Here is a 15,327-nt window from a genome sequence, read left to right on the forward strand (position 1 = left end):
ACCCGATTTTTTTATAAAGAGGCAAGGTGTTTAAAGTGTCCTATTTTGTCGATACGCACTGTCATTTAAATTCGGAAGACTATAACGAAGATCTTGATGAAGTTATAGAAAGGGCGAAATCTCAAGGATTAGCTCGTATGCTTGTAGTGGCTGCGGATGTGCCTAATAGCCGTCAAGCGGTAGAACTTGCGGAAAAATACGCTTCATATGGTATTTATGCTACAGTAGGCGTTCATCCCCATGAGGCTTCTACTATAGTAGATGGTATTCCTGAAGAATTGTTTCTTCTTGCCCAACATCCCAGAGTCCTGGCTATAGGAGAAAGTGGCCTTGACTATTATTATGACCATTCCCCTCGAGAGATTCAGAAACAATCTCTTCTGTGGCATATTGAACTTGCTGAAAAGGCCAAGAAACCCTTGGTTCTTCACATAAGAGATGCCTTCGATGATCTTTTTGATATTCTCAAGGAGAACGATAAAAGGCAGTATCATGGCGTCATTCATTGTTTTTCAGGTAATTCATACCATGCAAAATATGCTCTAGAACTGGGCTTCTATCTTTCATTTGCAGGTCCAGTTACCTATAAAAAGAATCAGGAGCTGAGAGATATAGTGGCTTCTATGCCTCTCAACAGGCTGTTATGTGAAACAGATGCCCCATGGCTGGCCCCCAAGCGTTATCGAGGGAAGCGGAATGAGCCGGCCTATGTGACAGAAGTGTATGATATGGTTGCTGATGTCAGGCTCATAGATAGAGAAGAACTCAAAGAAGCGCTCTGGAATAATGCCTGTTCGCTTTTCAGATGGGAGGAACTGTAATGTTTGAATTTCGTTTACAGGCACAATGTCCTGTAACGGGGGCTAGAGCTGGAGAATTCGTGACTCCTCATGGAGTTATAAAGACCCCCGTTTTTATGCCGGTGGGAACGCAGGCAACAGTGAAAGCAATGGCTCCCTTTGAGCTAGAGGAAATAGGGGCCCAGATCATTCTTTCCAACACATACCATCTCTATCTGCGCCCTGGTGCCGATATAGTGGAGGAGGCTGGAGGACTCCACTCTTTTATGGATTGGCATCATCCCATTCTTACTGATAGCGGCGGATTTCAGGTCTTTTCTCTCGCTACCCTTAATCGAGTAACTGATGAGGGAGTCGAGTGTCAATCCCATATAGACGGAAGCCGCCACATGATGGATCCTGAATGGTCAATGGAAGTGCAACAGAAGCTGGGAAGCGATATCGCCATGTGCTTTGACCAGTGTCTTCACTATCCAACCACCAAAGAGGAAGCGGAAACTGCTTTAGCCCGTACAACTCGGTGGGCCCGCCGATCTAAGGATGCCCATACAAGAGAGGACCAGGCATTGTTTGGCATCATTCAGGGGTCTGTATACGAAGATTTGCGGAGGCGCTCGGCAGAAGACATTACATCTATTGGATTTCCAGGCTATGGAATTGGCGGTCTTTCTGTGGGGGAACCTCATCATATTATGTATGAAATGCTTGATGTGCTTCAACACGTCATGCCTTTTGATAAACCTAGATATCTTATGGGAGTTGGCCATCCCTCCAATCTTGTGGAAAGTGTGGCCCGGGGGGTGGATATGTTTGACTGCGTGTTGCCAACAAGGAATGGAAGGACAGGTACTGTTTTTGTTTCTACAGGGAGGATAAACATTAAAAATCAGGTGTATGCCCGTGATTTTACCCCCCTTGATCCGTCTTGTGACTGTTATGTATGCCGCCATTTTACAAAAGCCTATATACGGCATCTTTATAAAGCGGGGGAGATTTTGGCTGCTCGTTTATGCAGCTGGCATAATCTTCATTTTCTTATTAAGCTCATGGAAGGTGTTAGAGAGTCTATTTTAAACGGAACTTTCCCTGCTTTCAGAAAGAATTTTATTGAGGTATTTCACGGAGAAGGTGACAGCGTTGAAAACGAAAGTCTATAAGGTCGAGCGCTGGAATCCTGAACCTCACATAATTGCTGAAGCTGCTTATGCAATACGATCAGGCAAATTGGTCGCATTTCCTACAGAAACTGTTTATGGCCTCGGAGCAAATGGCCTGGATGATGGGGCTGTGCGTAAAATTTTTGCTGCTAAAGGCCGTCCCGGTGACAATCCTCTTATCCTTCATTTTGCATCACCGGAAGATGTGGAACAGGTCGCTTATGTGAATGAAAGAGCTAAATTGCTTATGGACTCTTTTTGGCCAGGGCCTCTTACACTTGTCCTCCCGGCAAAACCTGTAGTCCCAAACTCGGTTACTGCCGGATTGGGAACAGTAGCGGTTCGCATGCCCTCCCACCCTGTAGCGATGGCCCTTATTAAAGCTGCTGGTGTCCCTATAGCTGCTCCAAGTGCCAATAGAAGCGGGCGGCCTAGTCCAACGGAGGCTGCGTCCGTGCTTGCTGACATTGGAGATGACGTAGATATAATTTTAGACGGCGGAGCTACTGATGTGGGGCTTGAATCCACCGTCATAGATGTAACTGGACCTTCTGTTGTGCTTCTACGTGCTGGCGGCATGCCAGTGGAGCGGTTGGAAGAAGTGATTGAAGAGGTGAAGCTGGTTCCGGATGAAGCTAAGAAAAAAAGGTCGCCAGGAACGCGGTATCGCCATTACGCTCCTTTAATCCCCCTATTATTATGGAAAAATGGCGTTTTGCGGCATAGTCCTTTAGTGATGGGGAAGAGGGTTGGGTATATAGGCATAAAGGAGCCCCCGTTCCCCGTGGAGGAAAAAATTCTTTTTAAAACTCCTGAAAATTATGCCCAGGGTCTCTTTCTGGCTTTCCGCACCTTTGAAAAGAAAGGGATAGAGGTTATAGTAGCAGAGTGGCCAAATAGTAAAGGGATAGGTCTCGCTTTAAGAGACCGGCTAAGCAGGGCGGCGGAGGAAGAGCTTTAAAAAGAACTTGCCAAAGCGTTCAGGCCTTGCTACAATTACCGTCGTGATAAGAAAAGCCGGGGTGGCGGAATTGGTAGACGCGCTAGATTCAGGTTCTAGTGGGCGATAGCCTGTCGGGGTTCGAGTCCCCGCCTCGGCACCATACAATTTATGCTTGCAAAATGTGCCTTATACAAAGTATAATAAGGGGCTGCGTTGTGTTGTTGACATAACGCGCCCTTTTTGTTATCTTTATTCTTCGTCAATAATCATTTCCCCCATATCTTTTACAGGGAGGTCATAACGCGCATGGCCGAGTTTGTTCCCGTGGGCAGAAAGCGGCAGAGGTTGACTTTCGGACGTGCCAGGGATCTTGTAGAAATTCCTGACATGATAGAAGTCCAGCGTAATTCCTATGATTGGTTCTATCAGAAGGATTGCGACCCGGACTCAAGGAAGTTGCAAGGGCTGGAAGAACTTCTTCATGAAGTTTTTCCTATAGAGAGTTATGATGGGGCGTTCGCCCTCGAGTTTGTCCATTTTTTTGTGGATAATCCCTCGGGGGACGAAGAGGAAGCCCGACAGAGGGACCTTACATGGTCTCAACCTATACGTGCTACCATTCGACTTGTCAATAGAAAAACCAAAGAAATCAAAGAAGAAGAAATTTTTCTTGGCGATTTTCCTATTATGACAGATAGGGGCACTTTTATTATCAACGGAACGGAACGAGTTGTGGTGAATCAACTTGCCCGTTCAGCCGGTGTGTATTTTCACAAGGAAGAGCAGATCCCTGGTCAGGAAGCCTATTCTGCAAAAATTATTCCTGACCGTGGAGCTTGGCTGGAGTTTAGCCTAAGCCCTGGAGATGTGCTTTCTGTAAATATCGATAACAGAAAAAAGCTTCCAGCAACAATTTTATTGAAGGCATTTGGCGTGTCAAGCAACGAAGAAATCCTTGACATGTTTGGGGCCAAACCTATCGAAATTGATTTGACAGAAGAAGAAGAAGTAAGGGGTCGCCTTGTGGCAGAATCTATTGTTGACGATGAAGGCAACGAAATAGTTTCAAGAAACGGCAGGTTGACCAAAGATAATCTTGAAATTTTGTGGAGTAAGGGGCGGACGAAACTACATGTGTGGGATGTTGACCCAGCTATTGCGGCCACTTTAGAGAGAGACAACACAAAGGGCAGTGATGATGCTGTCCTTGAAATGTTCCGACGTCTTCGCCCCAATGAGCCTGCGCGGGTAGAAAATGCCAGAGAGTATGTTTATAGCCTTTTCTTTGATACCCGACGATACAATTTAGGGCGCGTGGGCCGCTATAAAATGAACAGACGCCTTGGTATTCCTGTTCCAGAGAATATTACAGAACACAACAGGCTGCTTACTCTCGAAGATATTTGCAAGATTATCCAGGGAGTAATTGACCTTAGAAATCCGGAATCTGAAGGTGACGATATAGATCATCTGGGAAACCGTCGTGTCCGTTCTGTAGGAGAACTTCTACAGAACCAGATTCGTATTGGCTTGCTTCGAATGGAGCGAATAGCGAAAGAACGGATGACAACCATTCCGGACCTTGAGGCAGCTATGGCGAGGGACCTTATCAATGTCCGTCCTATCGCTGCGGCTATTCGAGAGTTTTTTGGTTCCGGACAGCTCTCTCAATTTATGGATCAGACGAACCCCCTGGCGGAAGTAACGCACCGTCGGCGCCTCTCAGCTTTGGGTCCTGGAGGTCTCAGCCGTGAACGTGCGGGTTTTGAAGCCCGTGACGTCCATCATACCCACTATGGCCGTATTTGTCCTATTGAAACTCCGGAGGGGCCAAATATCGGGTTGGTCACGTCTCTTGCCACCTATTCAAGGGTAAATGAATATGGCTTCCTGATGACTCCTCGCCGTAAAGTAGAAAAGGGAAGAGTTCTTAACGAAATTGTCTACCTTTCAGCAGATGAGGAAGACGATCTTTATATAGCCAGAGCTAATACCCCTATTGATGAGAATGGCTACCTGGAAAAAGAGTGCCATACAAGATATCGTGGTGACATAGAGTATATTCCCCGCGAAGAAGTGGATTATCTTGACGTTTCCCCTAAGCAGATAGTTTCTGTTTCTACTGCTTTGATCCCGTTCCTTGAGCACGATGACGCTAACCGTGCTCTTATGGGTTCAAACATGCAGCGTCAGGCCGTTCCTCTTATTCAGCCTGCGGCTCCTGTAGTCGGGACAGGAATTGAATATAGGATAGCGAAAGACTCCGGTTCATGTGTGGTTGCTACGGATGATGGAGAAGTCGTTTATGTTGATGCGGACCGCATAGAGATCAGGTCGAAGCGTGGTGTTCGCGCTTATCCTCTCGTGAAATTTCGCCGTTCGAACCAGGGGACGATTATTCACCAGCGCCCCTCTGTTGAAAAAGGCGAATTAATTAAAAAGGGAGACATAATTGCTGATGGGCAGTCTGTAGATAACGGGGAACTTGCTCTTGGACGAAATGTTCTCGTAGCTTTTCTTCCCTGGGAAGGTTTTAATTACGAAGATGCGATCTTGCTTAGCGAACGTCTTGTAAAAGAAGATTTTTACACCTCTATACATATAGAAGAATATGAAATTGAAGCACGGGACACGAAGCTTGGGCCAGAAGAGATTACCCGTGATATTCCCAATGTCGGTGAAGACATGCTTAAAAACCTCGACGAGGATGGCATTGTTAGGGTGGGAGCCGAGGTCAATGCTGGTGACATCCTGGTAGGAAAGGTTACTCCTAAGGGAGAGTCTGATCAGTCTCCTGAGGAAAAATTGCTACGAGCCATATTCGGAGAAAAAGCGAGAGAAGTCAGGGACACATCCTTGAAGGTTCCTCATGGTGCCCGTGGAAAGATCGTGGCAGTAAAACGCATGACGCGGGAGAACAACCCCGATGCCCTGAGCCCTGGCGTAAATGAAGTTGTGAAGATTTACGTGGCTCAGCTGAGAAAAATAACGGTAGGAGACAAGATGGCAGGACGCCATGGCAATAAGGGTGTTGTTTCGAAGATCCTCCCAGTTGAGGATATGCCTTATCTGCCAGATGGCACTCCCTGCGATATAGTACTTAACCCATTAGGTGTGCCGAGCCGTATGAACCTTGGACAGGTGCTCGAAACAATCATGGGCTTTGTAGCTGTTCATAATGGTTGGAAGGTTGCCACGCCAGTCTTTGAAGGCGCTCAGGAAAAAGAAATCTTTGAGAATCTTGCAGAACTGCGAAAAGGAAATTACCCTGATTTGACCGCAGATGGCATGATAACTCTTTTCGATGGCAGAACAGGGGAGCCCATGGAGAAAAAGGTCACAGTGGGATATATGTATATGCTTAAATTAATTCACCTTGTAGATGACAAGATCCATGCCCGCTCTATTGGCCCCTACAGCTTGATTACACAGCAGCCTCTTGGCGGGAAAGCACAGTTCGGAGGCCAGCGATTTGGAGAAATGGAAGTCTGGGCCCTTGAAGGATATGGTGCGGCTCACATTCTTCAGGAGATGCTGACAGTGAAGTCTGATGATATCAGAGGACGCTTAAAGACCTATGAAAAAATAGTAAAAGGACAAAACCTTGCTAAGCCTGGCGTACCTGAAAGTTTCCGAGTTCTTGTAAAAGAACTGCAGGGATTGGTACTCGACGTTGAAATCAAATATAGCGACGGTACGGTAGGAGAACTCGTTATGGACGAAGAAGATGAGGAAGGCGCAAGTCGGCGTAAGACTACGGAAGGCCTAGGCGTAAAAGAGAAGGAACAAGAGCAAAAAATAGAAGAAACAAAAGAAGTTCCAGAAGAAATGGAAATTGTTGTCGATGAAAAGGAGTTGGCAGCCGAGAACATGCTTTTTGAAGACGTGTTTGAGGAACGTAAAGATGACCCGGAGGGGGCTGAAGAATAGATGAGCCAGAGAGAAATAGTCGGAGTACGCATTAAGCTGGCCAGCCCGGAACGGATCAGGGAACTGTCCAGCGGTGAAGTTAAGAAGCCTGAAACCATAAATTACCGAACCCTTCGTCCAGAAAAAGACGGGCTTTTCTGTGAACGTATCTTTGGCCCAACAAAGAGTTACGAATGTGCCTGTGGCAAGTACAAGCGGAGCGGTCCGAAATTCAAAGGGATCATTTGTGATCGTTGCGGTGTAGAGGTTACGGACAATCGTGTTCGTAGAGAACGGATGGGGCACATCGAGCTGGCAGCGCCAGTGGTGCATATTTGGTACCTTAGGGGTATCCCCAGTCGTTTGAGCCTTCTTCTTGGAACAAGCACAAAAGATCTTGAAAAGGTAGTGTATTTTGCGCCTACGCGAAAGCGAGAAGCAGCGTTCAAGGTCGTTATGGAAGGTCGCCGCCCGGATCTGGCGCGGCGTGGTGATGTTATAGCCGAGAGCGAAGTGCGAATCCACTCTCATTATGACTCGAAGATCAAAACTGAAGAAGCTTACAGGATCATCAGCGTAGACGAGATTCCCGTTAGCGAGGGTGATATCCTTACTGCCCAACAGGTCTCTCGATATAAGACAGAGTATGGTGATAGCCTCTTCAAGGTGGAACCGGCTTTTGAGTTTGTTTCAGATCCTGAAAATCTTGATTATAAATCTGGAGACGTTATTTCGGTATCGGAAGTGGAGCGCTTGCAAAAGCTGGATCTCCAGTTTGATGTCAAGCGAGCCATAGTCAATAATCAGGAAGCTTTCATTGTTACCGCGGCGGCGAAGCTGCCCTTTACTAAGGGGGATGTTGTTTCCAAAACGGAATTTCAGATGTTTTATGAGAAATATCCTGGGAGATTTATGGCCCAACCGGAAACCATAACCATAGAGGATCCTTGCTATATTGTCATAGAAAAAGGCGCCTCTCCCTTTAACTCCTCAGACATTATTATGGAGAGGGAACAGTATCTGTGCGCCGCCTATGATAAAAAATTCAGTGCGGGCATTGGAGCAGAGGGAGTACGGACCCTCTTGGAAAAAATGGATATGGATCTTCTTTGCGCAGGTCTTCGTGAGGAAGTATCGGAGAGTACCGGTCAAAAGAAGAGAAAACTCATTAAACGGCTTCAGGTGGCGGAGGACTTCAGAAGAAGCTTCTCCAGCGTAGAGTCTATGGTTCTTGAAGTGCTGCCGGTAATTCCACCGGATTTGCGGCCCATGGTTCAGCTTGATGGAGGACGTTTTGCCACGTCAGATCTGAACGACCTGTACCGACGTGTTATCAACCGTAACAACCGGCTCCGCAAACTGCAGGAGCTAAGGGCTCCCGAGATCATTATCCGCAATGAGAAGCGGATGTTGCAGGAGTCAGTAGACGCCCTCATAGATAACGGACGTATGGGCAAGGCTGTCCTTGGTGCGGGGAATCGTCCCTTGAAGAGCTTAACGGACCTGCTGAGAGGAAAAAAGGGACGGTTCCGTCAGAACCTGCTGGGCAAGCGTGTTGACTATTCCGGCCGTTCCGTTATCGTTATCGGTCCTCAACTGAAGATATATCAGTGTGGTTTGCCGAAGCAGATGGCTCTTGAACTTTTCAAACCCTTTGTTATTCGGCAGCTCGTGGAGCGGGGGCTGGCTCCTAACGTGAAGAGCGCTAAGCGTCTTATAGAGCGTGGACGGGAAGAGATCTGGGGTATTCTGGAAGAGATCATCAAAGATCATCCAGTTCTTCTGAACCGGGCTCCCACATTGCATAGATTAGGAATCCAGGCCTTTGAGCCTGTCCTAATGGAAGGAAAGGCCATCCGTCTCCACCCCCTCGTCTGCACTGCTTTCAATGCGGACTTTGACGGAGACCAAATGGCAGTTCACGTGCCACTGTCCCTTGAAGCCCAGGCAGAGGCCAGACTTCTCATGCTCTCTGCGAACAACCTGCTTTCTCCTGCAAGTGGAAGACCTATAGTGACACCAACGCAGGATATCATCCTTGGCGTCTATTATCTGACGGATGTGCGGGATGGATTGATGGGCGAAGGCAATTATTTCTCAGGTATCGAGGATGTGCTTATAGCCCTTGATCATAAGGTTGTCCATTTAAACGCCAGTATCCGGCTAAAGAAGCAGCCGGAATGGAATATAGAAAGTGATGATGAGAAGTGGTTCGAAACATCTCCCGGCAGAGTTCTCTTCAATAGCATCCTTCCTGAGAAACTGCGGTTTATCAATAAGCAGTTTGGGAAAAAAGCCATTGGTAAGCTCATTGATGATGCTTATGATGTTATCAGCCGAAGCGAGATCGTTCGGATTCTCGATGATATTAAAACTCTGGGGTATCATTGGTCCACAGTCAGTGGCATTAGTTTTGGAGTCCAATCGATCATTATTCCACCGGAGAAAGATGAGATAACGGCGGAAACGATTGATGAAGATGAAGATCTGAAGTCAGAGTACGAAATGGGCATTTTGACCCAGGATGAATATCTTTACAGAAAAGAAATGCTCTGGTCTGAGGCTTCACGCAAGATTTCTGAGAATATCCTTGTCCATATGGAGCGCGATAACCCCATCCGAATGATGGTTGATTCAGGAGCGCGAGGAAGCAAGAGCCAGATGGGGCAGATGGCTGGTATCCGCGGATTGATGTCAGATCCGTCGGGCCGCATCATTGACTATCCCATTACAGCCAACTTCCGTGAAGGAATGAACATGTTGGAGTACTTCATTTCAACCCACGGAGCGCGAAAGGGTCTTGCGGACACAGCTCTTCGTACGGCGAAATCAGGATACCTCACAAGACGTCTTGTGGACGTGGCGCAGGATATTATTGTCACCCATCACGACTGTGGTACTGATAGGGGAGTAGAGATTCGGCCGCTTCTTCAGGATGGCAAGGTCATGATCTCTCTCGCCGAGCGCATTGCGGGGAGAACGGTGTTGTACGATCTCTACCATCCTGAAACTGGAGAGCTGCTCCTGGAATCGGGAGAGCTGATAACGACGAGACTTGCCGAAACAATAGACAAGCTCGGGTTCTCTTCTGTCTGGGTTCGCAGTCCTTTGACCTGTACGCTAAAACAGGGTGTTTGCCAAAAGTGCTATGGCATGGACCTTGCTACTCGAACTGAGGTTGCTATTGGCGAATCAGTGGGCGTTGTAGCCGCCCAATCCATAGGAGAACCGGGAACCCAGCTTACCATGCGGACATTCCACACTGGTGGAGTTCGTATGACAGGAGAGGACATTACTCAGGGTCTTCCCAGAATCGAGCAGCTTTTCGAGGTTCGCCGTCCTAAGAAGGTTTCCTACCTTGCCGGGATAGACGGACGAGTTATTGAAATACGGGAAATGGAAGGTAAACGAAAGGTTATCATTGCCTCTGATGAACCGGGAAAAGAAGAAAAAGTCAACTACAGCATCCCTTCATCTCAGCACTTGCTTGTGGAAGAGGGACAGCAGGTTGCCAAAAGTGACCGCCTTACGGAAGGTAATGTGGATCCCCAGCAGCTTCTTGAAGTGGAAGGCATAGAAGCGGTCCAGCGCAGCCTGGTTGACGAAATTCAGGGAGTCTATAGGTCTCAGGGCGTTTCTATCAATAATAAACATATAGAGGTTATCCTTCGAAAGGTGGCCCCTGTGAACAGGATTCGTGTCGTGGAAGAGGGGGATACTTCCTTTGTTGCAGGCGATCTGGTCTGGACAGATGAAATAGAGGATGAGAATGAGGCCATTCGGAGGGAAAATGAGAAGAACATCATGGAGGCCACTCGAATCTTCTCTGGCCGTGTCGTTAAGAGTATAGCGGCGAGCCGTTTGACAGATACCATATTACAGTACCAGAATATGCCATTGACGGAAGAGGCTATCCGCACCCTTCTGCGTCCAGGCTACCTTATCTCCCAGATGGTGTTGGAGGGGGATGAAGGTTCAGATCTCATTCTTGTCATTGGCGAAGCTGCTTTTAGAAAGAGAATGGAAGGTCTTGAGCTCATTGAGACCTTTAAGTCAGAAGATGGCAAGGAAATAGCAGCTGGGACTATTCTTACGCCAGGGCAGCTTGGGATTGTTACATCTGGCGATCCAGTTTCCATTTGTGTGAGGGATCATGAAGCCATAGAAAAACTTGTGGACAGTTCATACCTTGCAGAGGATATCGTAGTTGATAATGAAGTTATGGCGGAGAAGGATCACATCTTCACCCAGGCCATGGCAGCTATTTGTTTTGAACATAACATACAAGCAGTTAAGATCTGGCACTCGGTGGAGCGAATTTCCGTGCTCGATGCTCTTCAGGAACGCCTCATGAACAATATTTGGGGCCGTCACCTTACACAGGCTGTGGATAGCGAAGGCAATGGGCTTACAGATGTTTCTCAGATGGTGGATGCCCGTATTATACGAGGTCTGGTAGACGATGAGATTTCAGCAGTGGATCTTGAAGGGGAAATTCTGACGCGTGAGAAAGCTTTGATTGAGTTGTTAAATACTCTTATCTATGGCAAAGTTCTTCTCGAACCTGTCGTTGACGAAAAGGGACAAATACTTGTAGACAGCGGGCAGGAGATCAATAGAGCAATGATCGATCTGCTTGTTCGTTCCCAAGCTGGAGAATTTGTTGTTCGTCCTCTTTCAGCCCGCCACGATGAGAAAACGCTGATCTGGGATGTTACTTTCGTGCGGAAACTTCGCGAGGGTCCAAAATGCAGGCCATTTGTCCATGGGATTACCAAGGCTGCCCTTGCAACAGAGAGCTTCTTGAGTGCGGCATCTTTCCAGCAGACGGCTCAAGTTCTTGCTGGAGCGGCAGTAAAAGGTGAAATGGACCCGCTGCAGGGGTTGAAAGAAAATGTTATAATAGGACACTTAATTCCTGCTGGGACTGGAGTAGAATGGTTTAAGGATGTAGAAGTTCTTCGTGCTGGTAGAAGTGACAAGAGTGAAACGACTTCTTCTGAAGAAGCGAATCAGCCAGATACTGAAGAAACAACGGAAAAACAGTAGGACTTCTGTTTTTACTTGGTCAATAAAACATTTTCTTTGGAGTAAAGAAGGGCCCGGTAATGTTTTTTCTTGACATGACTCCGGGCTCTTTGTTATTATTCCTTGGTGCTTTCTGCACTGGAGGGTTTATTATGCCTTTAAATGAGCTAGCCTCTCCGTTGCGTGTTGTTGGAGAAAGGGAGGTTCGGAGGGCTCTCCGAGCGAAGCGGTTGAAAAAATTGTTTGTAGCACGGGATGGGGAACTTGAAAGAATAAAAGATGTGATGTCAGAAGCTGAAAAACAGGGTATTTCTGTTGAATGGGCAGACGACAAGGTCAGATTAGGACGAGCCTGTGCTATTAGTAGAAGCGCTTTAGTTGCTGGAATTACTGATGCCACATCCTTTTCGGAGGGTGTCAGTAGTAAATAAAATCTGGAAGGAGGGAGTTTCGTGCCAACTATAAATCAGCTTGTTCGTCTTGGACGTAAAGATAAAAGACAGAACAGCGACTCGCCAGCTCTGCAGGGTAATCCAGCGAGACGGGGAGTTTGTACCCGCGTATATACAGTAACGCCTAAGAAACCGAACTCTGCTTTGAGAAAGGTTGCTCGTGTGCGCCTTACGAATGGGATAGAGGTAACATCCTATATTCCGGGCATTGGGCATAACCTTCAGGAGCACTCCGTAGTTCTCGTTCGCGGAGGCCGAGTAAAGGACTTGCCAGGTGTACGATATCATATCGTCCGAGGGACCCTTGACTGTGGTGGCGTTGAAAATCGAAAGAGAGGGCGCTCTAAGTACGGAGCAAGAAAGCCCAAGTAAGAAGTAATACGTGAGGAGGGATTGTCACCATGCCGCGAAAGGGGCATGTTAAAAAGCGTCAGGGGTTGCCTGACAGCCGGTTTGGAAGCGTTGCGGTTTCAAAGTTTGTAAGCAGCCTAATGAAGGGCGGAAAAAGAAGTGTCGCGGAAAATGCCTTTTATCAGGCTCTCGAGATCGCTGGGGAGCGTTTGAATGCAGAGCCCTTCGAAGTGTTTCAAAAGGCAATGGAAAACGTAAAGCCACTAGTTGAGGTTCGCCCTCGTCGTGTAGGTGGTGCTACGTATCAGGTGCCAGTGGAGGTTCCTGCGGAGCGCGCTCAAGTTCTGGCTATCCGTTGGATTATTTCGTATGCTAGATCTAAAAAGGGGATGCCCATTGCAGAGCGTCTAGCAAGAGAGCTTGCTGATGCTTATAAGGGTGAAGGTAGTTCCATTAAGAAACGTGAAGACACTCATAAAATGGCTGAAGCCAACCGTGCCTTTGCTCACTATCGTTGGTAATGGGTTACGTCCCTGTTTTATTTAATTTATAACTTGCTTGGTGGTGAAATACGTGCACAATATTGAAATGAAAAAGATAAGAAATATAGGTATTGCCGCCCATATAGATGCAGGCAAGACCACGACCACTGAGCGTATCCTGTTCTACACTGGACGTAACTACAAGATGGGCGAGACTCATGAGGGTTCTGCCACAATGGACTGGATGGAGCAGGAGCGTGAACGGGGGATAACTATTTCCTCCGCTGCTACTACGTGTATATGGCGTGATTGTTTTGTCAACATCATTGATACGCCCGGCCACGTGGACTTTACTGTCGAAGTTGAGCGCTCCATGCGTGTCCTCGATGGTGCAGTAGCTGTTTTTTGCGCCGTGGGAGGAGTGGAACCCCAGTCAGAAACAGTGTGGCGACAAGCCGATAAGTACCATGTCCCACGTATCGCCTTTGTTAATAAAATGGATCGTGTCGGCGCCGATTTTTATCAGGTTGTTAATGGGATTCGAACACGTCTAGGTGCCAGATCTGTACCTCTTCAGTTGCCTATCGGTTCTGAAGATAGATTTTCAGGGATTGTTGATCTTGTTCAGATGAAGGCAGTTTTCTTTCAAGACGATTTGGGAACAACTCCCGTTGTTGGAGAAATACCTGGTGAGCTTATGGATGATGTAAAGAAAGCTCGCGATCTGTTGATTGAGAACTTGGCTGATTTTGACGAATCCGTCATGGAAAGTTATCTTGAAGGGCAGGATGTGCCAGAAGAAACTCTTCGCAGGGCTATTCGTGAAAATACGATTCAACAGCGCATAGTTCCCGTGTTATGTGGTAGTGCCTTTAAGAATAAGGGTATCCAGCTGCTGCTTGACGCTGTTGTCGATTATTTACCGAGCCCCTTGGATCTTCCCCCCATTACGGGTGTGGACCCAAAGACCGAAGAAACAGTGGAGCGTCATAGCGATATGAACGAACCCTTGACAGCTTTGGGATTCAAGATCATGGTCGATCCTTTTGTAGGACGTCTTGTTTATACGAGGATCTACTCGGGGAAGCTCGTTAAGGGATCTACAGTTTATAATCCAGTGACGAATACGCGAGAGCGGGTTGGTCGAATTCTTCGCATGCATGCTAACAAGAGAGAGGAGCTCGATGAGGCAGGAGCTGGTATGATCGTAGCGTTACCAGGATTGAAAGCTACGAGAACGGGGGACACATTATGTGATGAGTCCCATCCTATTGTTCTTGAGTCCTTGCAGTTCCCTGACCCTGTTATTTCTCTTGCTGTAGAGCCTGCAACGAAGAATGACAAAATAAAGCTGACAAAGGGACTTGTGGCCTTAGCTGAAGAGGATCCAACCTTTAAGGTAAGAACTGATGAAGAAACAGCTCAAACCATTATCTCTGGTATGGGTGAACTTCATTTAGAGATTATAGTTGACCGCCTTAAGAGAGAGTTTGGCGTTGATGTAAAGGTAGGACGCCCTCAGGTGTCTTATCGTGAGACTATCCGCAAATCGTCAAGAGCTGAGGGCCGCTTTGTCAGACAGTCAGGCGGCCGTGGCCAGTATGGACACGTTGTTTTTGAAATGGCGCCCCTTGAAGATGGGAAAGGGTTTGCTTTTGAAGATAAAATCGTTGGCGGAGTGGTGCCTAAAGAGTATATTGCTGCAGTTCAAAAAGGACTTGATGAAGCTGTCAACAATGGTATACTTGGCGGGTTCCCGGTGATAGGAGTAAAGGTTGCCCTTGTGGACGGCAGCTATCATGAAGTTGATAGCTCGGAAATGGCCTTTAAAATAGCTGCTTCTATGGGATTTAAAGAAGCAATGAAAAAGGCGGATCCTGTTCTTATGGAACCAATTATGTCTGTGGAGGTCGTAACGCCTGAAGACTATGTAGGCGATGTTATAGGAGATATTTCCTCTCGCCGTGGGCGGATCGAAGGTATGGAAACGAAGACCAATACTCGGGTCATACGCTCTTTTGTTCCTCTTTCAGAAATGTTTGGTTACGCTACAGATTTGAGGAGTAAAACATCAGGGCGTGCAACCTACTCAATGCAATTTGATCATTACGAACAGGTTCCGGCAGAAGTAGCAGAAAAGATATTAAAGAGTTAATAAAGAGCCTTTCAGGGAGGGAGACTTAAAAATGGCAAAAGAGAAATTTG

The 15,327-nt window shown here is 47.2% G+C and carries 9 protein-coding genes and 1 tRNA gene; all 10 read left to right on the forward strand.

The genetic code is table 11. The features are described from left to right. Positions 1–26 precede the first annotated feature (26 nt). The 10 genes from B2U56_RS01150 to fusA all read left to right on the forward strand — a co-directional run bounded on the left by B2U56_RS01150 (position 27) and on the right by fusA (position 15,277). Complete coding sequence (locus tag B2U56_RS01150; protein WP_013048017.1) at positions 27–821, forward strand: TatD family hydrolase; 795 nt, start codon at positions 27–29, stop codon at positions 819–821. After that, a complete protein-coding gene (tgt, locus tag B2U56_RS01155; protein WP_286951688.1) occupies positions 821–1,957 on the forward strand; it encodes a tRNA guanosine(34) transglycosylase Tgt in 1,137 nt (378 codons plus the stop codon). Before B2U56_RS01150 ends, tgt begins: the two co-directional genes overlap by 1 nt. After that, positions 1,938–2,918: an L-threonylcarbamoyladenylate synthase gene (locus B2U56_RS01160; protein ID WP_286951690.1), complete on the forward strand. Its 981-nt coding sequence runs from the start codon at positions 1,938–1,940 to the stop codon at positions 2,916–2,918. Before tgt ends, B2U56_RS01160 begins: the two co-directional genes overlap by 20 nt. Positions 2,919–2,973: 55 nt before the next feature. Beyond that, positions 2,974–3,060: transfer RNA gene (locus B2U56_RS01165), tRNA-Leu, on the forward strand. A 146-nt stretch (positions 3,061–3,206) separates the two neighbouring features. Continuing rightward, entirely contained in the window at positions 3,207–6,830 is a 3,624-nt protein-coding gene (rpoB, locus tag B2U56_RS01170) for a DNA-directed RNA polymerase subunit beta (RefSeq protein ID WP_286951692.1), read from the forward strand. After that, the gene (gene rpoC, locus B2U56_RS01175; protein WP_286951694.1) at positions 6,831–11,858 is read left to right on the forward strand and encodes a DNA-directed RNA polymerase subunit beta'; all 5,028 of its coding nucleotides are present in this window, start codon (positions 6,831–6,833) and stop codon (positions 11,856–11,858) included. A 131-nt stretch (positions 11,859–11,989) separates the two neighbouring features. After that, positions 11,990–12,268: an RNA methyltransferase substrate-binding domain-containing protein gene (locus B2U56_RS01180; protein WP_041459517.1), complete on the forward strand. Its 279-nt coding sequence runs from the start codon at positions 11,990–11,992 to the stop codon at positions 12,266–12,268. 21 nt (positions 12,269–12,289) lie between these two features. Continuing rightward, positions 12,290–12,661 (forward strand): 30S ribosomal protein S12, encoded by a 372-nt coding sequence (gene rpsL, locus B2U56_RS01185; RefSeq protein WP_013048023.1) that lies wholly within the window; start codon positions 12,290–12,292, stop codon positions 12,659–12,661. Positions 12,662–12,690: 29 nt separating this feature from the next. Continuing rightward, on the forward strand, positions 12,691–13,161 hold the full coding sequence (rpsG, locus tag B2U56_RS01190) for a 30S ribosomal protein S7 (RefSeq protein WP_013048024.1): 471 nt from the start codon (positions 12,691–12,693) through the stop codon (positions 13,159–13,161). Positions 13,162–13,228: 67 nt separating this feature from the next. Further along, positions 13,229–15,277 carry an elongation factor G gene (gene fusA / locus B2U56_RS01195; RefSeq protein ID WP_414631795.1) on the forward strand — a complete coding sequence of 683 codons (2,049 nt, stop codon included), beginning with the start codon at positions 13,229–13,231 and terminating at the stop codon, positions 15,275–15,277. The last annotated feature ends 50 nt before the right edge of the window (positions 15,278–15,327 follow it).

The sequence above is a fragment of the Aminobacterium sp. UBA4987 genome, from assembly GCF_002396985.1.
GTDB classification, from domain to species: Bacteria; Synergistota; Synergistia; order Synergistales; family Aminobacteriaceae; genus Aminobacterium; species Aminobacterium colombiense.